Origin of the sequence: Xanthomonas hortorum (assembly GCF_024339125.1) — a bacterium.
Classification (GTDB): Bacteria; Pseudomonadota; Gammaproteobacteria; order Xanthomonadales; family Xanthomonadaceae; genus Xanthomonas; species Xanthomonas hortorum.
This window is the reverse complement of the sequence record NZ_CP101417.1, coordinates 1,718,922-1,744,982: the sequence shown is the minus strand read 5'-3', so window position 1 is coordinate 1,744,982 and position 26,061 is coordinate 1,718,922. Positions and strand designations below refer to the sequence as shown.

Genomic DNA, 26,061 nt, shown 5'->3' with positions numbered 1-26,061 from the left:
TGCGCCAGCAGCGACAGCACTGCCGCTGCCATTGAACGGACATCCGCCCGTCGCACTATGGTCGCGTCCGCTAGCTCGCGTTTGTGCCCATGTCCTTGATCGACCCGTCTTCCGTATTGCCCCTGCCCGGTTCCGACAACACGACACCCACGGTGGATCACAGCCGCCGGCGCATTCTCATCGGCGGCGCCGGGCTGGCGACTGCCGGGCTGCTCAGCCCGTTCGCGCGCGCAAGCGGCAGCCCGGACCCATTCACCCTAGGCGTGGCTGCGGGCGACCCGCTGGCTGACGGCTTTGTCATCTGGACCCGACTGGCGCCGCGCCCGCTGGACCCCGATGGACGTGGCGGACTGAACGCCCCGGTGCAGGTGCGCTGGCAAGTGGCCAGCGATCCGGGCATGCGCAGTATCGTGCGCCAGGGCGAGGCCGTCGCCAGCCCGGCCTGGGGCCATGCGGTGCATGTGGAGGTCGCCGGCCTGGCCGCCGATCGTCCGTACTGGTACTGCTTCCAGGCGCTGGGCGCGCGTAGCGCCATCGGCAGCGCGCGCACCTTGCCAGCGCCGCATCAATTACGGGATGCGGCGCGGCTGGGCTTTGTGTCCTGCTCGCACTGGGAGCTGGGCTATTTCAGCGCCTACCGCCATCTGGCTGCCGAGCAGCCGGACCTGGTGTTCTTCCTCGGCGATTACATCTACGAATACAGCAACCACGGCGAGGCGGCGAACAAGATCGTGCGCCCGCACGGCAGCGGCGAATGCCTGGATCTGGCCGGCTACCGCAACCGCTATGCGCTGTACCGCACCGATCCCGACCTGCAGGCGCTGCACGCCGGCAGCGCCTGCGTGGCGACCTGGGACGACCACGAGGTGCAGAACGATTACGCCAATCGCTGGTCGCAGGATCCATCGATTCCGGTCGACACCTTCCTGGCCCGACGCGCGGCCGCCTACCGCGCCTTTTACGAGCACTTCCCGCTGCGCGCGCGCAATCGCCCACATGGCGCCGACATGCGCATCTACCGATCGTTGGACTACGGCCAGCTGGCACGCTTCTACGTGCTCGATGGCCGCCAGTACCGCAGCGAACAACCCTGCCCGCAGGCCAACGGCTGGCGCGGCGGCCATGTGGTGGACGACAGCTGCCGCGAACGCACCGACCCACGCCGCACCATGCTCGGCTGGGAACAGGAGCGCTGGCTGCATGGCGCCTTCGCACAATCGCCCGCGCGCTGGAACGTGATCGCGCAGGACCTGTTGGTCGCACCGATGAACCAACACGGTCGCGACGGCGTATTCGGGCAGTGGACCGACGGCTGGGACGGCTACCCGGCCACGCGCACCCGCATGCTCGACGCAATCGCCAAGACCCGGCTACGCAACCCGGTGTTCTGGGGCGGCGACATCCATTCGTACTGGGTCACCGATCTGAAGGCCGATCCGGCCAATCCCGACTCGCCGACGCTGGCCACCGAATTCGTCGGCACCTCGATCACCTCCGACGGCCAGAGCAACACCGAGCTGCAAGCCACCATGGCGCTCAATCCGCATGTGCACTACGCCGAAGGCGAGACGCGCGGCTATGTCTCGGTGACGCTGACGCCGGGGCGGATGGAAACGCGCCTTCAAGGCATCTCCGACCGCCGCAATCGCCAGGCCACGGTCTCGACGTTGAAACGCTTCGTGGTCGAAGACGGCAAGGCCGGGGCGGTTGAGGCGTGATCAACTATAAATATCTGCATCGACAAGATTATGGGCCAGGACTGATCGATGCCTTCGAGCTCGCCCCTGGGAAAGAACAGCACCTTCAGTAAAAATCCAACGTATCCCATCTTGGGTCAATAACAGCCTTTCCGTCCCAGCGAATAACTTCCAATTCAAATAGCCTTCCATTACTGTCACTGTAAATAATTACCGTCAATTCGCCTTCATCGGAATCCAGAGCCCTGATCTCTACAGGGAAATGACACTGCCCATGATATGGAGGAATTTCATATCCATCGATAATAAAAAGCACCTTCGAATAGTCAGAAGAGCAATCCACAGCAGAAGCGTTGTCAACATCATAACGCAGCACTGCACCAGGGGGACCAGGTATAAGATCCGCAACTTTTTGAATTAAAGAGCGCTCAAACGCATGAAGAGGCCGCATATTAAACCCAATACTCAAGTAACTTTAATTTAAATCAAACGAGATGACGGCGGCAACCTCACGGAGCCTTGCCCTAGATCTTGCAGCTGCATTTAACCAATCCTCAAAGCCGCACTTTCAGCGTGATGTCATCTCCAGCGAAAATATCCCACTACGCGAGATCTTACAAGCATTCTGGCATCCTCTCTCAAATTTTTTATTGCGCCCTAAGTGGCTTGATCGGCGAAATTAAGCGGTACGCACGGGCATGACCAATTTGGCGCAGAATTCCAGATCGCACTGACAACATCAACGAGTCTTCAATTGCTTGTTCAGTGAGTGCAGACATGCCAACACTCTCCGTAAACTGCATAATTCGCCATGCGTCAATTACGTCGAAAATATCTCCATAAAAACGATGCGAATCCACGATTCGCCCTGATTCAGGGTGGTAGAACCTTACTCCTTGGCCATGCTTTCGGAATTGCCACATTTCACCTTTGACACTTATTTCACCATTTTTCGGGACATCACGCATGAAATCTTGGCCCGCACTTGGAAAAATTTCAAAGAATTCTGAAATCAGCGCGAATTGAAGCTCAGAAATTGGGAGAGCAACTCTCTTGCAATCAATGTCACTTAGGGAACCTCTGAACAACGCACCACAGATACGCGACACTACCCGCCTGATGTTGAGGAGTGATCCATGCAACTGACGTTCGGTGACGCTGAAGGCCTGGGTAAGCGCAAGCAGACCCGCAGGGAGATCTTCCTGGCCGAGATGGAGCAGGTGGTTCCGTGGCAGCACTTGCTCGGTCTGATCGCGCCGCACTATCCGGTGTCGGGGCGCCCAGGTCGGCAGCCATACGCACTGGCGACGATGTTGCGGATTCATCTGCTGCAGCAGTGGTATGCGCTGAGCGATCCGGCGATGGAAGAAGCGCTGCACGAGATCCCGACCTTGCGGCGCTTTGCCCAGCTCGGTGGCTTGGACAACGTTCCGGACGAGACCACGATTTTGAACTTTCGGCGCCTGCTGGAGACCCATGGCCTTGCCGCGCGGATGCTGGACGCGGTCAATGCGCATCTGGCGCGCAAGGGTCAGAGCCTGCGGTCGGGCACGATCGTCGATGCGACGCTGATCGCTGCACCCAGTTCGACCAAGAATGCCGACAACGCGCGCGACCCTGAAATGCATCAGACCAGGAAGGGCAATCAGTGGTATTTCGGGATGAAGGCGCACATCGGCGTGGATGAGTTTTCCGGGTTGGTGCACCACGTCCATTGCACAGCGGCTAATGTCGCCGACGTCACGGTGACGCACACGTTGCTGCATGGCAACGAAGACAGCGTGTTCGGCGACAGCGGCTACACCGGCGCGGACAAACGCGACGAACTGCAGACCTGCAAGGCAGCATTCTTCATCGCCGCCAGGCCCTCGACGACGCAAGCCATCGGCAACAAACGCGAGCGTGCTCGGGAACAGCGTTGGGAACACTTCAAGGCCAGCGTGCGCGCGAAGGTGGAGCATCCATTCCGGGTGATCAAGCGCCAGTTCGGTTACACCAAGGTCCGCTATCGCGGCCTGGCCAAGAACACCGCGCAGGTGCTGACGTTGTTTGCGCTGTCAAACCTGTGGATGAAGCGAAAGCAGTTACTGCCTGCTATGGGGAGCGTGCGCCTGTAACCCGGGCAACACCCTGCAAACGCGCCGGAAACGGCAAAAAAATCGAGGATCTGAGCGCCGTCAGCCTGGTCGATGTGGTTAGGCTCATCCTCCGATGCCGTTGATCAGACCATCCTTAGCGGCCCCTCTGCTGCATTGCCTCTGCGGACTCTTGTAGAAGCTGTGCCCCTTGCTGCGATGTGGTCGGTACAGTTTGCACAGGAACCTCCTTTACACCGGCTTTGATTGCGGCTGCTGCACGGTGGTGTCCGTTAACTCAGCCCGGCCGACTACAACCAGCAGATCTCGCACGACAGCCTGGGCGGGCTAACGCCCGCCGAGTTTCGTGATCAACATCAACCGCAGACCTCTAGGCACTGAATTACGGGGAGTCGACACAGCTTGAGCGCACCCAGCACTTGGCCAAGACCTGGCAGCGCGCCATTGTGTAAGTACCCTAAACGGTGCTCGCCGCGCATCAGTAGCAACGATCGCGAACCCGCCAACAATAGACCCGCAAATGCGGACATATTGTTATGCCGCAAGGTGCTTACCCCGACACCTACTCAGGTTCCGACCCCGCTAGGGAACCTCTGAACAACGCACCACAGATACGCGACACTACCCGCCTGATGTTGAGGAGTGATCCATGCAACTGACGTTCGGTGACGCTGAGGGCCTGGGCAAGCGCAAGCAGACCCGGCGCGAGATCTTTCTGGCCGAGATGGAGCAGGTGGTTCCGTGGCAGCAACTGCTCGGTCTGATCGCGCCGCACTATCCGGTATCGGGCCGGCCAGGTCGGCAGCCGTACGCACTGGCGACGATGTTGCGGATTCATCTGCTGCAGCAGTGGTATGCGCTGAGCGATCCGGCGATGGAAGAAGCACTGCACGAGATCCCGACCTTGCGGCGGTTTGCCCAGCTCGGTGGCTTGGACAACGTTCCGGACGAGACCACGATTCTCAACTTTCGGCGCCTGCTGGAGACCCATGGCCTTGCCGCGCGGATGCTGGAAGCGGTCAACGCGCATCTGGCGCGCAAGGGCCAGAGCCTGCGGTCGGGCACGATCGTCGATGCGACGCTGATCGCGGCGCCCAGTTCGACCAAGAATGCCGACAACGCGCGCGACCCTGAGATGCATCAGACCAAGAAGGGCAATCAGTGGTATTTCGGGATGAAGGCGCACATCGGCGTGGATGAATTTTCCGGGTTGGTGCACCACGTCCATTGCACAGCCGCCAACGTCGCCGATGTCACGGTGATGCACACGTTGCTGCATGGCAAAGAAGACAGCGTGTTCGGCGATAGCGGCTACACCGGTGCGGACAAACGCGAAGAACTGCAGGCCTGCAAGGCTGCATTCTTCATCGCCGCCAGGCCCTCGACGATGCAAGCCCTCGGCAACAAACGCGAGCGTGCTCGGGAAAGACGTTGGGAACACTTCAAGGCCAGCGTGCGCGCGAAGGTGGAGCATCCATTCCGGGTGATCAAGCGCCAGTTCGGCTACACCAAGGTCCGCTATCGCGGCCTGGCCAAGAACACCGCGCAGGTGCTGACCTTGTTTGCGCTATCGAACCTGTGGATGAAGCGAAAGCAGTTACTGCCGACGATGGGGAACGTGCGCCTGTAACCCGGGCAACACCCTGCAAACGCGCCGGAAACGGCAAAAAAATCGAGGATCTGAGCGCCGTCAGCCTGGTCGATGTGGTTAGGCTCATCCTCCGATGCCGTTGATCAGACCATCCCTAGTTCCGGTTGGACCAGAAGCCACTGACGATACTTATTGAAGAACAGCCGACGAACAGCCAAAAAAAGCTTTTCCATGCGACCGATGATGAAAAATGTGAAGCCAGAGTCGTGCCCCTCGTTCTCCGAATACTTTTCTACAGTGACTTCCCATATGTCGTGAACCCAGTAATAAGCCATAAACCATCCTGCATTATCGCTAACTACGGAGTGCGCAGCCATCCTCTTTGCAAGCAGCTTGTTCACTTTATGCGAGGCATTAGCTGCATTGATCGCCATAACAAAAAAAGTCGTGTGGAACCCCCCTGTGAGCCGACCCAGTTCCGGGGATCTCACAAAGACCCCTTCGATCATGACCTGATATGTGTTCATACTTATCTTTTCTTGTCCAACTCTTCAGATAGCCGCTTTGAGTCGATCCGCCCCTCCACTCGGAAGTAGCCCTGGAACCCACCGTCTTGGCCCATCTTGACCCCGGGCATTGGCACTCCAGTCGCCTCACTTATAGCACCCATAGCATTGTTCCAACGCGAGAGATCTGATTGCTCGACAGGTCTTGGGGCAGGATCAGGCAAGTATTCCGCAGCTTCAGCAACTTGATCTAGCGCACCTGCTGAAATCGTGGCGATACTTAACTTGCCCCAGAATGTATGACCTCGCTTCCCTTCGGTATGATAATGAGGCAATCCTTTGCTTCCATCTTCCAATTCATGAGCAGAATGAGGTCAATGTAAGTACCCAGTCTATTCTTCACTTCCCGCCGCCTAGCTTTCCATATTTGATAATGTTCACATCAATAATAAAGCCAGCCCATCGCTGAGTACACGTCGCCCAGTAGCTTGCACTACTACTACGGCTCGACAGCGCACATAGCTAATGGCGAGGTTTGGCTGTACTGATGTGAGAATAAAACGGTAGAGACCCACATGGATAGCATCTTTAATATCGATTTCCACGCACTCGACGTTCTGCAAATTAACGCCAATCAAGTAACCGAGATGGAGATGTTGCTACTAGAGGATCAACCTCTGCGCCACCCTCATTAAATAATAATGACAGACGGTCTACTTCACATCTGATAAATTGATCAAAATCACCCCATTCATTTAAAACATCCGTTGAGTCAGGAGACCTATGCCGAATGATTGAGTCGCACTGATTAATAAACAAAATTGAGCCATCCCAATTATAGCTCCCAATATAAATTTCATTTTTGTTTAGATTGCCAGGCCTAGCTATCGTATTTGCCTCAAGCAAATCGAACGGGTGCCTTTTTCCAGCAGACCTAGACAACTGTGATCGCACTCCGAAAATAGATAGCGCACCTTGGAAAAGAACGAAACCATTACACTGAGCAAGTAACTCCAAGAAACTCTTAGGCAATTGAACCCCTGCTTCTTTCACACTTTTTAGAACCTCGTTCGAATTAGCCTTCTCAAAAATGACGTGCAGATAAGCTCGACTACCTACCGATGGAAGATGATTTATTAGTATATTCCCGCCTTCATCAATGACCCGCTTACTTGCAAGCCTATTTTCTAGGATGCCAACAAGTTCATCCCGATTCATGCGCATAATCATTTTCCTCGCTTTATTATTATAGTCCCGGTTTCCACGACCCTACCGATCCTCCCGGATATAGACCTTGAGGATGCAGATCTTTGCAGCATTGGCCCTTGAGTTTGGTTTCTATAATTCCCGCCATGCTCTCCAATATGCTAGTTCCCGGGAAAAAATGCGACATTATCCGGCACACCAGCAAGTTCTGGAAATGCTTGAACGCTATTGACATGATGCCCTACAAACCCTGAGACAGTACCAGTAGCCAGCTCCGAAAGCTGAGCTATAGTCCGAGGCCTAGTACCCGCCCCGCTCTATCGAACCATGCGCCTTCTGTCAGCCAGACACGCTTTACACGATTCCCGCAATCATTTTTGAGGCAATATGGTTCACATTAATGATATGAAATTACAAATTAAAAATTTTTAAATTATCTTATTCTAGCTGAGCTAATTTCAGACTTCCATTATCAAGATTTGACCATTGCGCACGCAGCACCTTAGTCACCGTTTCACGGCCACCCTCTAAATTAACTAGGTACTCAAGACTTTCCCTTTGTATACGCAATTCATTTTGCATGAGCTGACTTTCACAAACCATGTCCTCTAGGCGAGGATCATTTGGATCAATATCTTCTTGAAATTGAACAAATAAATCAACGGTATCTCTGGATAAAGATGCCACATCAATGAGCTGCATTGCTGTCGAGCTTGTTGTCGCATTTATAGTCATCGCTGTTGCTGCAGCAGCGTCAAGTGCGGCGGATGTGTATAGCGAAGTAAAATCTTCTGTATCAGGCGCCAGCTTCTCGCAAGCTTTTACTAGGGTAGCCGCATCCTCATTTAAGTTACCGAATTCAATCCATTTCCAGATATAGTCCAAGGAATTCCTTAATACCGACGCATCACCAAACCCAGTCTCTTTGCTGAAATCAATGTAATTAGGAAACATCCTTTCACAACAATAGGTCATAAAAGCTATACGCTTCCAGTCCGGCATGCCATTTATCCACAGCAAAATTTTTGTTTCGTTGAAAATTTCCACTTCCAGCCTTCATTTATCTTTAATGGGAATTTCTAATTTTCTCATGGCTTCCTGACATCCTGAGCATGCCGTTCGACTCGGCGAGACGCTTGTTGGCGTCAATCCCATATCTCTAGCGGCATTGACTCCGTTCACCTCCGCGTGCGTGCGTGCGGCGCCTTTTCCAGCCACCTCGCCAACTTGTAGGGCTGCACGCTGTGCTGGACGCAACCTCCCTTCGCTTGAAGTGACAACGCGAACACCTTCCGCCGTCTCTGTTACAGCAGTCGTGACTTTGGACTGAGTTATAGGTTTTAGTGCGCCCTGGATTTCCCTTGCCCTGGTGAGGGCGCTTACTGCTTCAGCAGACTTCGCAACAACCCCGCCTACGCCTGCAGCTGCTCCACCAGGACCATCACCAAACTGCGATAGGAACAGGTCCAGCGCAACATTAAGTGTAACAGCGGCATGCTCACCCTGTGCTCGGTGGAAGTCATTGATAACGGCTGGGTCGCTGGAGCCAAGTTTGTTTTCCGCTGGAATTGTCTGCCTTCCATCCGGATCAGTGAACCGATACGGATTGTCGTTAGCATACCAATAGCGATTGAATGGTCCTGAGGGATTGCCATAAGCCATCACGGGATCAACTGAAAGAAGTCTTCCAATCTGTGGATCGTAATACCGCTGCTGCATATAGCTCAGCCCGGTCGCCGAGTCCGCTACATGCCCGGTAAACCCAGGTCCGTCCACCGCGGCCTTATTGACCATGCCGCCATACGGCTCATACACCGTTCGCTCGATCACATTGCCTGCGGCATCGGTGATCGCCACCGGTGAGCCCAAGGCATCGGTGTGGATGTACTCCACCGTTTCGGCAAGACCTGCAGCCGGCCAGGCCAATGCCAACAGCAGCGCCGCACGACGCATGATTCTCTTCAGCATCCTGGCATCCTCATTCCATCTCGCCCTGGGTCACCGGGAATGGTGGGCTCGACCATGCCGAACATCCACCGGCGTTGCAGGCGCGCACCGTGTACTCGTAGGCGCAGTAGGCATTGCCGTTGGCACTGACATAGGTGCTGGGGCCGGTGTAAAGCGCATTGCCGCCACTGCTCTGCAATTGGTACTCCACTGCATCGGCGACCGCAGACCAACCGGCTTCGCACCAGACCTGCACCGGCGCGGTGCGCGTACTCAGCCAGTTCGCTGTCTGCATGGCCGGCGTCGCCGGTGGCGGAGAGACCGTCACCGTGACAATGCCCGAGGTCGGTCCACAGCCGGCAATGTTGCAGGCCCTGGCGCGGTAGCCGTAGTTGCCCTTGCCTTTGCTGGTGTCAAAGCTGGTGGCAGCGCCCGCATACACCTGCACCCATCCTGCGCCATTGCTGTCCTCTTCCAGCTGGAAGCTCTCGCTGCCGGATGGAGTGCTCCAACTCACCGTGTACGCGTTACCCGGCACCAGCGAGGGGGCCGACAGTGCGGGCTCCAGGGTGGGCGGGGCGACAACCTGCACCGCGACAGCGCCGGACCAGTTGCCGCACCCGGCACGATTGCAGGCCGCCACCCGGTAGCCGTAATCGCCTGCAGTGCGGGCACCGGTCTCGAAGGCCTGTTGGGGGCCCTCCTGCAGCGTGGACCACGCTCCACCATTGGCACTTTCCTGCAGCACATAGTGAGAGGCCGCGCCTACAGCCGACCAGCTGACGGCAAAGCCGCTCTGGGTGGCACGGGCAGGAGCACTCGTCGCGGGCGCACTGTCGGGCGGGTACACCACATTGACACTGGCGCTGGCGGAATAGGACGTACAGCCGATGGGATTGCAGGCGCGTACCCGATAGCCGTATATCCCCGCCGCGCGTGCTGCAAAAGCCTTGGACAACTCTGCACCGGTGTAGCTTTGGCTCCAGGCACTATCGGCAACGCTCTCTTCCAGTTCATACCCGGTTGCACCCGAAGCGGCGGACCAGGCGATGCTGTAGTTGCCATTGTCGCCAAACTGAGGCACCGACAGGTCGGGCACGGTCGACGGTGGCAGCTCGATTGCCACTGTGGCGATGTTGCTCCAGCCTCCACAGCTGTCGCGGCATGCACGGACGCGATACTGGAAGCTACCAGTCGATTTCCCGGTAACGGTAAAAGTCAGCGCGCTTGCGTTGTAGATGCCTGTCCAGCTTCCGCCGCTGGCCGCTTCCTCCAGTTCGTAACGGGTTGCCGCGCCCACTGCGTTCCAGGTCAACGCGTAGTCGCCCTGATTGACGTAACCCGGGCCGCTCAATGCCGGAACATTCGGGGTCACGCTGCCCGACACCTGCGCCACCAGACTGCCATTGAGCTGGATGTAATCCACGTCCTTGCCGGTGCGTTCATTGCGCTGCTGCCGCAGGACACCGGCATTGTCGTAGAACGAGTAGATCGCGCCGCTGGCGGAGGCCTGAGCGCGGATACGTCTTCCCTGCGCATCGTATTGATAGGCCTCCACTGCACCGACCTGACGCAGGCGGTTACCGTAGTCGAAATCGTAGGTCACGCCGTTGCGATTGTTCAAATTGCCCTGCACGTCGTAGCTCAATCCGACCAGCGTCGCTCCGCCGACGGCATCGACCACGTTGGTCAGGCGATTGTTGCCATCGTAAACATGCATGCGATCACGCGTTCCCACTTTGGCCGCCTGCAGGTTGTCCAAGGCGTCGTAGTTGTAGCTGGCGTCACCAAAAGCAGCCGAGGTTACGGTCTTCAACCGATCCAGGCCGTCGTAGGTCATGTCGCGGCTGGTGTTGCCGCCCGTTACGCCATCGCTGATGGCCATCACATTACCCACCGCATCATAGTCATAGCCATCGTCGAGCACCGCAGTGCCACCAGCCAGATCGGTACTGCGATCGGGGAGACCACGCACGTTCTGTCCCAATGTATGCACCACGCCATTGCCGTAGACGAACCGCGACATGCCGCCGTTGGCGTAGTAGGTCACCTCGCTGGCAAAGTTGCCGGCACGGGTCGGGCGGCCCAATGCATCCGGCGCATAGTCCACAACACGCCCACTCGGGTAGGTATGGCCCGACAGCGCGCCATTCGCATCGTAGGCATAGCTCATGCTCCTGAGCCCAAGTTCGGCGTGCTGCTGAGACTCCTGAACCAGCAGGCGTCGGCGGTTGTACTGGTAGCTGTTGATCACCGGCAACGCGTCGCTGGTATTGGACGTGCTGATGGAGGCAGGCAGGCCGTCTGGGGTGTAGGACCAATCCTGATCTCCCCGACCATCAGGAAAGCGCAGTTGAAACAAGCGATTGCGCGCATCGTAGTTGCGCACCACGACACGCCCACTCGCTTGCGCCGCTTCGGTATCGCACTGGGTCGCGCTGGTCAGGGCGGTGCCCGATGCAGACCAGGCAAGATTGCCGGCTGCATCGTAGTCCTGCACGGTGGCGCCGGATTCCGGCTCGATGGTCTTGCACAGCTGGCGATACCCATCGTAGACATAGCGACGGGCCAGCTGCTGGCTGCCATCCCCGTTACGTCGGTTCATCGAGAGTGGAGTTCCGAGCGCATCGCGCTGGATCTCGGTAATCACGTCTTCGGGTTGGGAAATCGTCAGCGGCATCTCGTACTCCGGCCCGGTATAGGCAAGATGCCGGGTCGTGGTGGAAAGACCTCGCGGATTGGTCACGCGGACGCTGAGATCGCCGATGTACTCGGTCGTGGTAACGAGCGGCCAGAGTTCCGATGCCTGCGTCATGCTGATCGGACGCCCAAGCGCATCGTATGTATAGGAAGTGCCTGAGAGTGCCTGGTTGACGTCGTTCACTGCACGCGACGGATACGAGGTAAACGCCTTCTGGCCAGTGACGTCATAGCGAGTGACCACGGCGCTATCGGTCTGCCCTTGTGCCACCTCCGCAGCCATTACGGGGCGAAATAACGCATCCAGATAGGTCTGGGTTGTGTGCCCGCCCTGCGTGCGGCTGTGCAGCCAATGCCCGGCAGGCAGGCCGAGATTGGCTGCCTCCATGCGTTGCAGCGCAAAGCTCACTGCATTCCATGCCGTGCTGTCGCCTTGCGGATATTGGATCGACGCCAATCTCCCCATACCGTCATAGGTATAGTTGGTAGTGAACCCGTTCTCATCGGTAAGTGCGGTAATCCATCCGTTGTCGTCGATCACCACCGCTCGCGTCGCGCCATTGGGCGCTTCAGCAGTGCCGGGAAACTTGATTTGCTGCGGTACACCGAACTTCCAACCACTAAGCAGGGTTGTATTGCCACGCCCATCGCTGACGCTGGCGACCGTTCCATCAGCGGCGTAGCCCACACTCTGGGCAAGCCGCCCAAACGCATAGAAACGCACGGGCAACCCACTTGCAGTATCAAACTCGGCGCGGCTGCGCTGGATATCGCCGACGGTCTCTTGCTGGTCCTGTCCCAACAACCACAATCCAGCGTCGTCGTAGTAGGCCTTGGAGGTAGTTCTGCTCTGGCCGGCAGAGTTCGACTCCACTGCAGATCTCTCGCGGGCAAAAGCATCGAAAGCTGTAATCTGACGGACAAACTGCACACCATCCTGGGTTGTGCTGGTGCTCTGCACGGGCCGGTTGCCATGCGACATGATCTCGTCACTGCCATAAACATAACTGGTACCAGCCAATGCCGGAAACGGTGCGTCTGCAAGCTGCGACTCTGCAACGTAACTGGTGGTCTCCACCTTGACATTGACATCGTTGCGCGTGGTCACTACGCCCAGCAACCGACCATCGTTGTAGCGGACTTCCTTGCCGAACTCGTAACGCTTGACCGTGCCGTCGGGTCCGGTTTCCACTGTGAATTTGTGTTCTGCGCTGCCTGCCGGATACAGCGGCCAGCTATCCACCGTGACGTCACGATCGTAGCGCCCACCTAAATTGAGATAGTCGTACTGCCATTGAGCAGTCGGCAGCGCAGGGCCGCTGATGGTCTTGGATTTGAGAGTGTAGGCGTCGCGATACAGCGGCGTCTGGTTCCATCCATCCTCCAGCGTGGCGCTTTCCCCGTTTTCCTGACAATCGAAACGCACACCCATCCGACCATGTCGGATCGGGCGCAGGCTAAACGTTGCGACTGCTCCAGAAGGGTGTTTGACGGTATAGATCGCTTCGTTGTCGAGGAGGATCCCCATTTTGGCGCACAGATCCATGCGTACCCGATAATTGGACTCCGGCTCGTCCTGAGTTTGCTGCTGCTTGTATAGCAATGCCGGTGGCGCGATCGCATAGCCCCACGCTGTTCCATCCGGCAAAGTGACCGAGATCAGCCGGGAGGTAGTGCTGTCGTACTGGTAGCTCCACTGGCGCGTACCGCTGGTCATACTGGCGACACGCCCCGCGTTGTCGTAGCCGAGCACAATGCTACGTCCATCGTTGGCATGGATACGCTGCAGCTGCGCGCTACTCCATTCATAGCGAACCCAGTTGCCGAAGCGGTCGACGACCTGGCTCGGATACAGAAATACCTTGTTGCGGCGAAGCACCGCATGCGTATCTGCCCCAAGGGTTTGCTTATGTGCCTGGTCGTTATGGTCGCGTACCACCATCCAGTCGAAGTAATACTTGCTACCGTCGGGCGCATGCCCCACGAAGCCCTGCCCTGCCTGTCCGCTCTTCAAGGCACCCAGGCACGAGAAGAACCAGCCGTCCTTGGTATTCCAGCGCACAGCCTCGGTAAACGTCGGCCTGACCTCGCGCGCGTCTCCTGATGCACCAAGCAGTTCGCCGCCTCCACCTCCGGGCAACGACAGCCGGTTGCCGTCCCAATACTCGAAATCGGCAAAATCAATATCGAGGGTTCCGCGAACATTTCGGACCGTGACAATCGGTGGTCCGCTCACACTGTCACAGCGCTGCGCAGGCGCCCAACTGCCGGCACCTGCCGTGGCCGCATCGTCTCCAAAAACGCCTGAAAGCGAAGGGATATCCAGCTCCCAGTCGCCAAACGCGAGATTGTTTTTGGGATTGCTCGGGTCAAGCCTGCGTCCGATGGACACCGGTAAGCCGTTATTTCCCGTCAACGACAGCTCGGTGGCAGAGAAGGACACCGACCCGTCATAAAGATTGACCGATTCGCCAAAGATATCGCCCTTGAGCGGCTCGACTAGTTCCGCATATTTCAGCCGGTTGCCATATTCCTCATGCCAACTTGGAATCTCTGCATGCAGTATCGAAGGACAGCACGCGAGCGAGAAAATCGTCACCCCGGCTCTTGCGAAATTCCCCGCAAACAGGCGTGCAGCACCGCAAGTCCAAAGAATTCTCCAAAATTGGCCGCACTTATCATCAGACACGCCCGGCTTCCTGCTCATCCCTGACCTCTGCGCTGTAGTGAATATCCACTCATGACCGCCATCCCAGCCAGTGAACCAGCTGGCGCTTCGCGCGATGACCTGTCCTTGGTGCCTCAGACGAGTCTGTTCCGCAACGGGAACACCGTCAAGAAAATTCAAAACCCAATGCACATTGAAAAAGCGAAAGACGCCCATGTAGCGGCACCTCAAGCGCTCACCACTTCATTGCCAGCAACGCAGCGCTGAGGGGTGAATTCGAAATGCTCCAATCGCGCTGCTATGCCTGAAAGATTCGCCTAGGGATGGTCTGATCAACGGCATCGGAGGATGAGCCTAACCACATCGACCAGGCTGACGGCGCTCAGATCCTCGATTTTTTTGCCGTTTCCGGCGCGTTTGCAGGGTGTTGCCCGGGTTACAGGCGCACGTTCCCCATCGTCGGCAGTAACTGCTTTCGCTTCATCCACAGGTTCGATAGCGCAAACAAGGTCAGCACCTGCGCGGTGTTCTTGGCCAGGCCGCGATAGCGGACCTTGGTGTAGCCGAACTGGCGCTTGATCACCCGGAATGGATGCTCCACCTTCGCGCGCACGCTGGCCTTGAAGTGTTCCCAACGTCTTTCCCGAGCACGCTCGCGTTTGTTGCCGAGGGCTTGCATCGTCGAGGGCCTGGCGGCGATGAAGAATGCAGCCTTGCAGGCCTGCAGTTCTTCGCGTTTGTCCGCACCGGTGTAGCCGCTATCGCCGAACACGCTGTCTTCTTTGCCATGCAGCAACGTGTGCATCACCGTGACATCGGCGACGTTGGCGGCTGTGCAATGGACGTGGTGCACCAACCCGGAAAATTCATCCACGCCGATGTGCGCCTTCATCCCGAAATACCACTGATTGCCCTTCTTGGTCTGATGCATCTCAGGGTCGCGCGCGTTGTCGGCATTCTTGGTCGAACTGGGCGCCGCGATCAGCGTCGCATCGACGATCGTGCCCGACCGCAGGCTCTGGCCCTTGCGCGCCAGATGCGCGTTGACCGCTTCCAGCATCCGCGCGGCAAGGCCATGGGTCTCCAGCAGGCGCCGAAAGTTGAGAATCGTGGTCTCGTCCGGAACGTTGTCCAAGCCACCGAGCTGGGCAAACCGCCGCAAGGTCGGGATCTCGTGCAGTGCTTCTTCCATCGCCGGATCGCTCAGCGCATACCACTGCTGCAGCAGATGAATCCGCAACATCGTCGCCAGTGCGTACGGCTGCCGACCTGGCCGGCCCGATACCGGATAGTGCGGCGCGATCAGACCGAGCAGTTGCTGCCACGGAACCACCTGCTCCATCTCGGCCAGAAAGATCTCGCGCCGGGTCTGCTTGCGCTTGCCCAGGCCCTCAGCGTCACCGAACGTCAGTTGCATGGATCACTCCTCAACATCAGGCGGGTAGTGTCGCGTATCTGTGGTGCGTTGTTCAGAGGTTCCCTAGCTATCGTCGCGCCAGACACGCGCCGGTAAGACTCATGCGCTAGATCTGGATGCCGGACCTAACTCGTCAAGGACATCCCATGACCGCCTCCGATCCCGCCCGCCGCCGCGTGTTGCAAGGTTTGGGTGCCGGCCTGTTGTTGCCGGCCACTGCTGCTTGGTCCACGCGCAGTCTGGCCGCGCCCTCCGGGCGGCCGATGATCACCGATGGGGTGCAGAGCGGCGATGTGCTGGACGGCCGCGCGATGCTGTGGAGTCGCTGCGATCGGCCCGCGCGGCTGCGGGTGGAATGGGATACGCGCCCAAGCCTGCGGCAGGCGCGTCGCGTGGATGGGCCAGTGGCGTTGCCGGCACACGATTTCACTGCGCGGGTGGACCTGGGTGCATTGCCGCGCGATCAGGACATCTTCTACCGGGTGCGCTTTGAAGACGCCGACAGCGGTGTGTTGAGCGCGCCGGTGCACGGTCATCTGCGCAGTGCGCCGCACGCGCGGGGCGATGTGCGCTTTGTGTGGAGCGGCGACACCGTGGGCCAGGGTTTCGGCATCAATCCGGACATCGGCGGCATGCGCATCTACAGCGCGATGCGCGAACGCAATCCGGACTTTTTCCTGCATAGCGGCGACACCATCTATGCCGACGGCCCGATCCCGGCCGAACTGATCGTCGAAGAGGGCAAGCGCTGGCGCAATCTCACCACCACGGCCAAGAGCAAGGTGGCCGAAACGCTGGACGAATTTCGCGGCAATTACCGTTACAACCTGCTCGATGAAAACGTCCGTCGCTTCAATGCCGAGGTCGCGCAGGTCTGGCAATGGGACGATCACGAGACCACCAACAACTGGTCGCCTGGCAAGCAGTTGGACGAGCGCTATCAGGTGCGCGATATCGATGTGCTGGCCGGCCGTGCACGTCAGGCATTTCTGGAATATGCACCGATGCGCGGCGTGCGTGCCGATGGCGACGGGCGCATCTATCGCAAGATCGGTTATGGCCCGCTGCTGGATGTGTTCGTGCTGGACATGCGCAGCTACCGCGGCGCCAACAGCGACAACCTGCAGCCGCAACCCGGCGCGGACGCTGCATTTCTCGGCACGCAACAACTGGCGTGGCTGCAGCGCGAACTGGCCGGCTCACGCGCGCAATGGAAGGTGATTGCCGCCGACATGCCGATCGGCCTGCAGGTGCCCGATGGGCAAGACGCCGCAGGGCGCGCGCGTTGGGAAGCGATCGCCAATGGCGACCCGGGCGTGCCGCGTGGCCGCGAACAGGAAATCGCCGCGCTGCTGCGTTTCATCAGCGCAGCGCGCATCCGCAACACGGTGTGGCTGACCGCCGATGTGCACTACTGCGCGGCCCATTACTACCATCCCGATAAAGCGGCGTTTAAGCAGTTCGAGCCGTTCTGGGAATTCGTCGCCGGCCCGCTCAATGCCGGCAGTTTCGGGCCGAATGCGCTGGATGCCACCTTCGGCCCCACGGTGATCTTTCAAAAAGCACCACCTGCGCCGAACATGTCGCCGCTGGCCGGATTTCAGTTCTTTGGCGAAGTGGAGATCGACGCACACACCGGCGTGCTGACGGTGACGCTGCGCGATCTGGACGGCGTGGCGCAGTTCCGCCAACCAATCTTGCCGCATGGGCATGGTGCGACGTAGGCAAACGCATTGCCCACGCTTGCCAGCGGAGCGCGCTGGTGCGGCATGCGAGGTCGCAGAAACGCTGCAGCATCTCTCAGGTTGTGCCGATGCCTGCTGCTGGCGACACAGCCGCGAGGTCAATCGCCGCTTTCAGTCGGTGGCCAACGGATAGAACGCCAGCGCCGCGCGGCAGTCCGGGGCGGCCCACCATTCGTGCAGTTGCCAGTGCGCGGCCCGGCCGAGTTCCGGGTCGCACCACTGCAAGTGCAATGAGCCGTCCGGGGCCAGTGCATAGGCCAGCCGATGCAGACCGAACGACAGGCCATGCCCATAGGCCTTGAGTAGCGCTTCCTTGGCGCACCACAGGCGGAAGAACAGCGCGTGTTGCGCGTCCGGCTCCTGCGCAGTCAACAGTGCGATTTCGTCGGGATGGAAGAAGCGTTGCGCGATGTCCAGCAGGCGTGGGCGTGCGCGAATGCGCTCCAGATCCACGCCCAGCCGCACGCCTTCGCCCAGGCCGACCAGCAGGTACTCGCCGCTATGGCTCCAGCCGGTATCCCGGTTAGGCAAGGCCGGCTGCAGCGATGGACGCCCGCGTGCATCGCGCTGCAAAGGCACGTTTTCAGGGTCGATGCCCAGTGCCAGGCCCAGCAACTGCCGCGCCTGCGGTTCGCCGCGTTCGCCGTGCCGATGCGGGCGCAGCCACAGCTGCACCGGGCCATGCCGCCAGCTCGCGTGCGCTGTCACGCTGCGTCCACCAAACCGAACACTCGGCAGCGCGATGTATCGCGCTCGACAGGTACTTCACGCCCGGCTGCGTTGAATGGCGGCCATGCACCACTTCCGGTGCATGCACCACTTCCGGTGCACGCGTACAAGGAGATCGGCAACATGGGCATCATCATCTGGTTGATCGTCGGCGGCATCGTGGGTTGGCTGGCCAGCATCATCATGCGTCGCGACGCACAGCAGGGCATCATCCTCAACATTGTGGTCGGCATCGTCGGTGCGTTGATCGCAGGTTTCCTGTTCGGTGGCGGCATCAATCAAGCCATCACGTTGTGGACCTTCGTCTGGTCGCTGCTGGGTGCGGTGATCCTGCTGGCGATCGTCAATCTGTTTACGCGTGGTCGTGTGCGCTGATTGAAGCGTAGTGTGATTGAAACAACGCCCGGGCTTGCCCGGGCGTTGTCGTTTCAGCCGCCGGTGACATCAACCGCTTGCCGGCGTGCGATCGGACGGATGGTGAATCCCATCTTCCACCGGCACGGCGATGTTCAACGCATAGGGATTGACGCCTTCCAGGCAACCGACGTTGTAGCCGTATTCGTTGGGATTGGAACGCCGCCGATGGTGCGTATAGATGCCGCACACACTGCAGAAATAATGCGCAGCCGCGTGCGTGTTGAACTGATACAGCCGCAGCACGTCTTTGCCCTGCAGCACATGCAACCCATCGAGCGTGACCGAGGCGACGATGGCGCCGCGGCGGCGGCACATCGAGCAATCGCAGCGGCGTGGATCGAGCAGGCCATGCGGTAGATCCAGATCGATCTGCACCGCGCCGCAATGGCAACTCAATCGATGCACCGGCCCGAGCGTGACCTCGCCCACCTTGTAGGTGCTGCGCCGCAGCGTGCGCTCGCTCATGCGCTGGCCTCTGCCAGCCGCACCCACGCCGGTGCGTGATCGCTGGGGCGCTCCCAGGTGCGCGGTTCGCGGTCGATACCCGATTCCACCGCGCGTGCGCGTAGCGCATCCGACACTAGGGTCAGATCGATGCGCAGGCCAAGATTGCGACGGAAGCCGGCCTGGCGGTAATCCCACCAGCTGAACTGCTCGGCATCGTCGTGATGCAGACGGAACGCATCGTGCAGGCCCAGCGCGAGTAGTTTTTCCAGCGCCGCACGCTCGGCGGTGGAGGTGAGGATGTGGTGCTCGTTCCACACCGACGGGTCGTGCACGTCGCGCGCATCCGGGGCGATATTGAAGTCCCCCAGCACCACCAGCTGCGGGTACTTCTGCAATTCCTGCGCCAGCCAGTCGTGCACCGCGGCGAGCCAGCGCAGCTTGTAGGCGTACTTGTCGGTGTCCACGTCCTGGCCGTTGACCACATACAGGTTGACGATGCGCACGCCATCGACGGTGGCGGCGATGACGCGCTGCTGCACGTCGTCGAAGCCGGGGATGCCCATCTGCACATCCAGCGCCGGCGAGCGCGACAGGATCGCCACGCCGTTGTAGGTTTTCTGCCCGCAGAACACGCTGCGATAACCAAGCGCAGCGAGCGCCGCGTCTGGAAACTTGTGGTCTTCCAGCTTGGTTTCCTGGATGCCGACCACGTCGGGCGCAAACGTGTCCAACCACTGTTGCAGGTGCGGCAGGCGCACGTTGAGCGAGTTGACGTTCCAGGAGGCAATCTTCATGGCGCAGACCGTGGTTCAAACCACCAATGGTACCGCGCCGCTCGCTTGTCGCTTAAGGCTGCGGGGCGATGCGCACCCCGAGCTGGTTGGCAACCGGGCGTTCGCGCCCCGGGATGCCGGTGTGGATGGGGCGGTTGAGCGTACGCACGCGCCCCTCCACGCGCGCAGCCAGGGTGCTGGAGCCGCCGCCATCCAGATTGATGGCGGAGCTGGCGCCGAGCTGCTGCAACACCGCGGTGAGCGCATCCAGGGTCATGCCGGCGCTGTAGCCGGGCTGGCGGCCGTCGGCGACCACCATCCACAGCGTCTTGCGTGCGCGATCCAGGCCCAGTGCGCTGCGTGGTTCGGGGCCGTCGTAATACTCGGCGCGGCTGGCTTCGCGTGGCTGGCGCTTGCCGTCGAGCAGCAGCAGCGGGCCGGCACCGACACCCATCCGCGTGCCGGAGGGGCAACTGCCGCGCACGATGCGCACCGCATTGCGCGCGCTCACGCACAGCGCTGCGTTGACGCGTGCATCGGTGGTGGTGGCGGCCGAATCGAGGTGGCCTTCATTGATCGACAGACCTTCGGCAGTAACGCCCTCCCCCGTGGCCGGCACGAATGCCTTGTCGAACAGGTGCCCGCCATCGAACGGCAGGAAGTAATCGGCGTTGATCGCCAACGCCAGCTCACCATCGCGCACGAACGCGGTAGTGGGATTGGCGAGAAATTCGCCACCGCCGCCGCGCTCGCCGCGCGTGCCGACCAGCTGCAGCCCGGGGGTGGCGAGATCGATTTCGGCGATGTGCAGCATCACCGGTTGCGGTGCGCTCACGGCTTGCCGCCAGTAGCGCACACCCGGCGCCAGCGTGATCGGCACCCCGGGTGCGGGCACCGGCTGCACCAGCGGTTCGATACTGATGCGATCGCGGGCGTGGGCCTGGTCCAACGCAGCCAGCACCGCGTCGATACGTGCCGGCGGCGTGCGCAGCAGCAGCCGTTGTGTGGGCGCGAGTTGCAACACCTGCACCAGACCGGCGCAGCGCGCGCCGCCGCATGCCTTGCCATCGATGCCGACGCGTGCCGGGCCATCGGCATCGTCGGGCACCTGCAAGGCGATGCGATTGCGCTCGGCCGGTTTGCAGCGGCTCACCGCCGCGAGCACATCGTCCGGCCATTGTCCCCAGCAGTCGCCGCTGACGATGGTCTCCATGGCCACAAACTGCGCGCCTGCCGGCGGCATTGCGGCATCGTCAGCACTGGCGCTGCCGGCCAGCGTTGCCAGCAATGCCATCAACAGCGCCGATGCGCCGTATCGATCAGAACGCATAGTCCACTCCAAGGTAATACGCACGGCCGTTGTCGAGCTGCTCGCGCATCAATTGTTGGTCGGCGCCGATCACCCGCGTCAGCCGCGCATTGCTGAGATTGCGGCCCTGCACGGTCAGGCGCAGTTGCTTGCTGAAACTCCAGGCCAGCTGCGCGTCGTAACTGGTGATCGCAGCGTAATAGCGGTCGTTGACGCGGTTGTCGGTGGCGGCGGACAGCAGCTGTTGGCCGGTGTAGTTGGCACTGACGCGCGCACTGAACGGGCCGATGTCGTACAGCAGCGAGGCGTTGGCGCTGCGCTTGGGCGATTCCATCAGGCCGGGCAAGGCGCGGCAGCGGCCGTCGGCCATCTGCACATCGGCCGTGCGCGGGTCGAGCAGGGTTGCGTTGAACATCGCGCCCAGGTTCGACCACGCACCGGGCAGGAAGTCGAAGCGCGTATCGATGGCGGTGAATTCGATGCCCTGCACCTGCGCATCGCCGGTATTGATCGCCTGGGTGGTGGTGACCTGATAGGTGCCGACCAACCCGCCGGGATCGCGCTGGGTGTCGGTGCTGGTCAGGCGCACGATTTCATCGCCGATACGCTTGTGGAACAGCGCCACCGACAGCTGCGAATCGCTGTCCGGATACCATTCCAGCGACACATCCAGATTGTCCGCGCGACGCGGACGCAACAGCGGATTGGCGATGCTGCGATTGATGGTCAAGCCGGTGACATCCACCACCGGGCTGCTGTTCTGGCCGATGTCGGCATAGGTGGGCAAGCCAATGGTGCGGCTGCCGGCCATGCGCAGTTTCAACGCCGGGGTGATGTCCCAGGCGAGGTTCGCCGAGGGCAGCAGGAAGCGACGATCGCTGTCTGCCGATTGCTGCACGTAGTTTGTGGTGCTGCTTAGCGGCTGCGGCACCACGCTGAGCACCTCGCGCTGCAGGTATTCGTTGCGCAGGCCGAACGTCGCCAGCGTGCGCTCGCCATGCCAGGTGCCCATGAGATAGGCGGCGCCATTGCGCTCGTCGATGCGGAAATCACTGATCGCGCTGTTGCGCGCATTGGTGTTGGCCAGCACATAGGCGCCTGGCGAAGCAGCGGCGAAGGTGGCGACCTTGGCCGGGTCGATCAGCAACAGGCAGCTGAAATCGGCGTATGGGCAGATGCGAGCATCGGCGGTGCCAGTCGTTGCCAGAGTCACGCGGCCGGATGGATTGCGGCGCACTTCATCCAGGTTGTAGCGCTGCTGCAGATCGCGGTACTGCAGGCCGGTACGAACGCCCCAACCGCGCGCGTCGGCATCGGCGTTCTGGCTGTAGTCCACTTTGAACGTTGTCGTGTCGGTGCTGCTTTTTTCCACGCGGGTCAAAAAATACTGCTGCGTGTAGTTGACTGCATTGCCGTAATAGCCCGGGTCGTTCAAGACGATACTTGGGCGCGTATCGTCGCTGAGCGCATACCCGAAGCCCAGGCGCGAGGAAGCGGCTGCGCTGAACACGTCCTCGCGGGTGTCCTGCTGGTATTTGCCGGTGGCGCGGTTGAGCAGTACATCCACATGGCCTTCCGGGTTGAGCCGGAAGCTGCCGCCGAGCTGCGCGTAACGCAATGTGCGGGTCTGATCGAAACGGTTGGCATCCACCTGTGCGCTGCCTTGCGCATAGCGGCCAGTGTTGGTGTCGCTGATGGTTGCGTTGCCGACACGGTTGATCCATTGCGAGCGCCGTTGCTCGTCGTTGCTGTGCTCGAAAGCGCCGGCGCTGAAGGCAAGTTTCACGTCTTCGCCGTCGTCGTATTCGAGCTTGCCGAACACGCTGCGGCGCTGGCGCACGTTGTCGTAACTGAGCGGACGGAAACGATCCGGCGCGATCGCCAGCCCGTCCGGGTCCAGGCCGGGGGTGAGGTTTTGGCGTAGACCGTTGGCGTAATAGCTGTAGCTGTCGATGGCAGTATTCAACGAGGACGAATCGCGGCGAAAGTAATCGGCCGAGAGCACCACGCCGAAGCGGTTGTCCGGCCCGAAGGTGTCGCTGAAACTACCCTGCACCTGGCCGGAGGGCGTGCTGCCCTGCAGATGCCGGCGGTTTTCCCAATCGGCTACGTTGGCGCGCACGGTGGCGAAGCGGCCGTCGTGATCGAAGGCACTGCGCGTGCGCAGCGCGGCGATGCCGCCGATGGCATTGCTGTCCATGTCCGCGTTGAAGGTCTTGTAGATGTCCACCTGCTGCGCCAGCGAGGCGGGAATCACATCCAGCGATTGCACGCGCCGGCTGGTCTCGGTGGAGGGCAGCGCCACGCCATCGATCAACACATTGTTGTAGTCGGGGTTGAAGCCGCGCAGGCTCATGAATTGCGCTTCGCCGCGGCCGTTGTTGACCACCATCGACACGCCCGGCACGCGCTGCAGCGCCTCGCCCAGGCCGAAGTCCGGGATCGAGCCGATATCGTCGGCGGCCACGCCGTCGGAGACCACCGCCGCCTCGCGCTTGGCGCCGATCGCCTGGCGGATCGACAGGTGCTGGCCGGAAACCTGCACCGCATCCAGCTGCACCGGGGCGGTGTCGCTGGCAGTGTCGCCCGCGGGCGCGGCAGGAACGGTCTCGGCGGCGTAAGCACTCAGGCTGGCGCCCACACAAAGCGCCAACAGGCAAAAACGGGGACACGGACGGGTGCGGAAACGTGACATGGGATGACCGACGATGGCAGAGCTCGCCAATTTAATAACTTACTGTGAATTAATTATTTCAGCCACAGCGGTTAAGCTAGCTTCCCCCGTGACACCGCTCGCCATGTCGTCCATTGCCACTTCTGCCTTGCCGCTGCACTCGCCGCCCTTCCCAGGCCTGAGCCTCAACGAGCGCGACATGCTGGAGCGCTTGCGCCTGGCCGGCGTGCTCACCCGCGCCGACCTCAGCCGCGGCACCGGGCTGACCGTGCAGACCGCGGTGCGCCTGATCGAAGGCCTGCAGGCGCGCGGCATGGTGCACATGGGCAGCGGCGTGGCCCGCGCTGGGCGCGGCAAACCGGGCGTGGCGGTGTCGTTGAACCCAGGGCATGGCCACACCTTGGGTATCTCCATCGCCACCGATGCGCTGACCCTGGCACTGATGGATTTTTCCGGGACGGTGCTGGCCGTCACCGAGGTCGCGCTGACCGACACCACCTTGTACGGCGTGCTGACCCAGCTGCAGGCCGCCGATGCCGCCGTGCTGGCGAGCGTGGACCATGCAGGCCCACGGCTGGGCATCGGCGTGGCGATGAGCGGGTTCTTCACCGGCGTGGACAGCTTCATCAATCCGCCCGAGCCGCTGCGCGCGTTGGGCCAGGTCGCGCTGTGTCCGTGGCTGGCCGATGCCTTTGCGCAGCCGGTGTGGATGGATAACGACGGTAGCGTGGCAGCGGCCGGCGAAGCGATGCTGGGCGTGGGCCGTCGCCACCGCGACTTCGCCTATCTCTATCTCAGCTACGGGTTCGGCGGCGGCCTGGTCATCGACGGCCAGGTCATGCGCGGCGCGCGTGGCAATGCCGGTGAATTCGCCGGCATGTTGCCGGCGCAGAAACTCGAACGCGCCACGCTGGAGTTGCTGCGCGAACTGCTGGCCGACGACGGCGTGGTGTTTGCCGACGTGCGCAGCCTGCTGGCCGCCTACGACCCGGCATGGCCGGCGATCGAGCGCTGGATCGCGCGCAGCGCGCCGGGCGTGTCGCTGATCGTCTCGGCGATCACCGCGGTGTGCGACCCGGAAGCCATCGTGTTTGGCGGCCGCCTACCCGCGGATCTGGCGCAGCGGCTGATCGCCGCCGTGCAGATCGACAACCAGCCCCGCCGCGGCCAGGGCCGCCCGATGCCGCTGCTGCTGCCGGCCGAAGCACCGGCCGATGCCTGTGCGATCGGCGCGGCGACGCTGCCGTTGAAGGCGCGCTACTTCCGTTAGTGCCCGCCGGCAGCGACGTCGCCTGCCGTGCACGCCGTGCGTCAGTCGCCTTGCCGCTGGCGTGACGGCAGCCTGCCCGGCGCGTCAGCGAGCGCAGCAGCTTGCATGCAGCTCCCGTGCAAGCATCACCACCTGCTGCTCTGTGGCGACATCCATCTCCTCAAACATCTCCTCACCGCGCAACGGCGCTGCAGCCGGCAACGGATGTCCGAACGGCTGCTGGGACACCAGTCGCCAGGCGTCGCCGTACAGCGGCTCGGCGGTCGCCAGCAGCGGCGAGGACACGAACTGATCCAGCACCGGCATCGCCGCCCGGTTGCCCTGCATCGCCATCGCCTCAAGGTCGGCCAGCACTTGCTCGGCGTCGGCGCGATCGGAAGGGGAGAGCGGTTGCGGCCTGCCGTCTGCGGCGACGGCGGGTTGGCGCTCCAACAGCAGGCGTGCGCGTCGACCCAGCAATTCGAGCTGCGCGTCGGTATTGCCGCCGGCGGCGGCCTGACGCAGCAGTTGTTCCACCTGCGCGTACTCGCCTTCGCCAATGTGCCGGCAAGCCGCCAGCTGGGCAGCATGGTCGCGCGTGCTTTGCGACACCACGGCGCGCGCACCAGGCTCCGCCAGGTCCGCATCGCCAACGGACGTCGCGGACCGCGCCGCCTCGGCAAGCATGGCGCAGCGGCTATAGGTCTGCGCGCGCGCATAAGACACCGCGGCACGCTCGCCCGACGCGGCAGCGGCAGTGCTGTGCGTCGTCTCTGCACCACCGGCTTGCGTCTTCGCTTCGGTCTGAAAGGCCTGCGGCGATCCAGTGCCACAGGCTGACAAGGCGAGCGCGTGCGGCACGAGGATCAGCCATCGGGACAGCGCGCCGT

Annotated in this window: 21 protein-coding genes; 6 read left to right on the top strand and 15 right to left on the bottom strand. The window is 60.9% G+C overall.

Translation table 11 applies throughout. The features are described 5' to 3' along the window. Nucleotides 1-89: 89 nt before the first annotated feature. Entirely contained in the window at nucleotides 90-1,718 is a 1,629-nt protein-coding gene (locus NMB96_RS07275) for an alkaline phosphatase D family protein (RefSeq protein ID WP_255086589.1), read from the top strand. An 85-nt stretch (nucleotides 1,719-1,803) separates the two neighbouring features. On the opposite strand, the gene NMB96_RS07270 is transcribed toward NMB96_RS07275, so the two are convergent. Together NMB96_RS07270 and NMB96_RS07265 are read right to left on the bottom strand one after the other, a co-directional pair. Next, a complete protein-coding gene (locus tag NMB96_RS07270) occupies nucleotides 1,804-2,166 on the bottom strand; it encodes a DUF6984 family protein (RefSeq protein WP_255086588.1) in 363 nt (120 codons plus the stop codon). Between the two features lie 178 nt (nucleotides 2,167-2,344). After that, on the bottom strand, nucleotides 2,345-2,806 hold the full coding sequence (locus NMB96_RS07265; RefSeq protein WP_255086587.1) for a DUF6896 domain-containing protein: 462 nt from the start codon (nucleotides 2,804-2,806) through the stop codon (nucleotides 2,345-2,347). Between the two features lie 27 nt (nucleotides 2,807-2,833). On the opposite strand from NMB96_RS07265, the gene NMB96_RS07260 reads away from it, so the two are divergent. Continuing rightward, complete coding sequence (locus NMB96_RS07260) at nucleotides 2,834-3,814, top strand: IS5 family transposase (protein WP_255086586.1); 981 nt, start codon at nucleotides 2,834-2,836, stop codon at nucleotides 3,812-3,814. A 628-nt stretch (nucleotides 3,815-4,442) separates the two neighbouring features. Further along, the gene (locus tag NMB96_RS07255; RefSeq protein ID WP_183086593.1) at nucleotides 4,443-5,423 is read left to right on the top strand and encodes an IS5 family transposase; all 981 of its coding nucleotides are present in this window, start codon (nucleotides 4,443-4,445) and stop codon (nucleotides 5,421-5,423) included. A gap of 104 nt (nucleotides 5,424-5,527) precedes the next feature. Here NMB96_RS07255 and NMB96_RS07250 read toward each other — a convergent pair whose 3' ends face one another. The 7 genes from NMB96_RS07250 to NMB96_RS07225 form a co-directional block, all read right to left on the bottom strand. Next, on the bottom strand, nucleotides 5,528-5,911 hold the full coding sequence (locus NMB96_RS07250; RefSeq protein ID WP_255086585.1) for a hypothetical protein: 384 nt from the start codon (nucleotides 5,909-5,911) through the stop codon (nucleotides 5,528-5,530). A 603-nt stretch (nucleotides 5,912-6,514) separates the two neighbouring features. Beyond that, nucleotides 6,515-7,108: an SMI1/KNR4 family protein gene (locus tag NMB96_RS07245; protein WP_255086584.1), complete on the bottom strand. Its 594-nt coding sequence runs from the start codon at nucleotides 7,106-7,108 to the stop codon at nucleotides 6,515-6,517. A gap of 149 nt (nucleotides 7,109-7,257) precedes the next feature. After that, nucleotides 7,258-7,368: a hypothetical protein gene (locus NMB96_RS23510; RefSeq protein ID WP_225970206.1), complete on the bottom strand. Its 111-nt coding sequence runs from the start codon at nucleotides 7,366-7,368 to the stop codon at nucleotides 7,258-7,260. A 166-nt stretch (nucleotides 7,369-7,534) separates the two neighbouring features. After that, the gene (locus tag NMB96_RS07240) at nucleotides 7,535-8,143 is read right to left on the bottom strand and encodes a DUF416 family protein (RefSeq protein WP_255086583.1); all 609 of its coding nucleotides are present in this window, start codon (nucleotides 8,141-8,143) and stop codon (nucleotides 7,535-7,537) included. A gap of 9 nt (nucleotides 8,144-8,152) precedes the next feature. Next, nucleotides 8,153-9,064 carry an RHS repeat domain-containing protein gene (locus NMB96_RS07235; RefSeq protein ID WP_255086582.1) on the bottom strand — a complete coding sequence of 304 codons (912 nt, stop codon included), beginning with the start codon at nucleotides 9,062-9,064 and terminating at the stop codon, nucleotides 8,153-8,155. Nucleotides 9,065-9,074: 10 nt separating this feature from the next. Next, a complete protein-coding gene (locus tag NMB96_RS07230) occupies nucleotides 9,075-14,627 on the bottom strand; it encodes an RHS repeat domain-containing protein (protein ID WP_255086581.1) in 5,553 nt (1,850 codons plus the stop codon). Nucleotides 14,628-14,847: 220 nt separating this feature from the next. Continuing rightward, nucleotides 14,848-15,828: an IS5 family transposase gene (locus NMB96_RS07225; RefSeq protein WP_183086593.1), complete on the bottom strand. Its 981-nt coding sequence runs from the start codon at nucleotides 15,826-15,828 to the stop codon at nucleotides 14,848-14,850. Nucleotides 15,829-15,974: 146 nt separating this feature from the next. Here NMB96_RS07225 and NMB96_RS07220 point away from each other — a divergent pair, with 146 nt between their 5' ends. Next, on the top strand, nucleotides 15,975-17,552 hold the full coding sequence (locus NMB96_RS07220) for an alkaline phosphatase D family protein (protein ID WP_255086580.1): 1,578 nt from the start codon (nucleotides 15,975-15,977) through the stop codon (nucleotides 17,550-17,552). A gap of 132 nt (nucleotides 17,553-17,684) precedes the next feature. On the opposite strand, the gene NMB96_RS07215 is transcribed toward NMB96_RS07220, so the two are convergent. Beyond that, entirely contained in the window at nucleotides 17,685-18,281 is a 597-nt protein-coding gene (locus NMB96_RS07215; RefSeq protein ID WP_255086579.1) for a 4'-phosphopantetheinyl transferase family protein, read from the bottom strand. Nucleotides 18,282-18,425: 144 nt separating this feature from the next. Between NMB96_RS07215 and NMB96_RS07210 the strand changes: the two genes are divergently transcribed. Next, nucleotides 18,426-18,677, top strand: a complete 252-nt coding sequence (locus NMB96_RS07210; RefSeq protein WP_043889923.1) for a GlsB/YeaQ/YmgE family stress response membrane protein — start codon at nucleotides 18,426-18,428, stop codon at nucleotides 18,675-18,677. 69 nt (nucleotides 18,678-18,746) lie between these two features. On the opposite strand, the gene NMB96_RS07205 is transcribed toward NMB96_RS07210, so the two are convergent. From NMB96_RS07205 to NMB96_RS07190, 4 genes are read right to left on the bottom strand one after another with little or no spacing between them, the layout of a single operon-like run. Next, nucleotides 18,747-19,184 carry a GFA family protein gene (locus NMB96_RS07205; protein ID WP_255086578.1) on the bottom strand — a complete coding sequence of 146 codons (438 nt, stop codon included), beginning with the start codon at nucleotides 19,182-19,184 and terminating at the stop codon, nucleotides 18,747-18,749. After that, a complete protein-coding gene (xth, locus tag NMB96_RS07200; RefSeq protein ID WP_255086577.1) occupies nucleotides 19,181-19,960 on the bottom strand; it encodes an exodeoxyribonuclease III in 780 nt (259 codons plus the stop codon). The genes NMB96_RS07205 and xth overlap by 4 nt, the downstream gene beginning before the upstream one ends. A gap of 52 nt (nucleotides 19,961-20,012) precedes the next feature. After that, nucleotides 20,013-21,269 carry a phosphodiester glycosidase family protein gene (locus NMB96_RS07195; protein WP_255086576.1) on the bottom strand — a complete coding sequence of 419 codons (1,257 nt, stop codon included), beginning with the start codon at nucleotides 21,267-21,269 and terminating at the stop codon, nucleotides 20,013-20,015. Then, nucleotides 21,259-23,889 (bottom strand): TonB-dependent receptor, encoded by a 2,631-nt coding sequence (locus NMB96_RS07190; protein ID WP_255086575.1) that lies wholly within the window; start codon nucleotides 23,887-23,889, stop codon nucleotides 21,259-21,261. The genes NMB96_RS07195 and NMB96_RS07190 overlap by 11 nt, the downstream gene beginning before the upstream one ends. A gap of 157 nt (nucleotides 23,890-24,046) precedes the next feature. On the opposite strand from NMB96_RS07190, the gene NMB96_RS07185 reads away from it, so the two are divergent. Beyond that, nucleotides 24,047-25,192 (top strand): ROK family transcriptional regulator, encoded by a 1,146-nt coding sequence (locus NMB96_RS07185; protein WP_023905650.1) that lies wholly within the window; start codon nucleotides 24,047-24,049, stop codon nucleotides 25,190-25,192. A gap of 84 nt (nucleotides 25,193-25,276) precedes the next feature. Here NMB96_RS07185 and NMB96_RS07180 read toward each other — a convergent pair whose 3' ends face one another. Then, nucleotides 25,277-25,858, bottom strand: coding sequence for a hypothetical protein (locus NMB96_RS07180; RefSeq protein WP_192824374.1), 582 nt, complete (start codon nucleotides 25,856-25,858; stop codon nucleotides 25,277-25,279). Nucleotides 25,859-26,061: the final 203 nt, after the last annotated feature.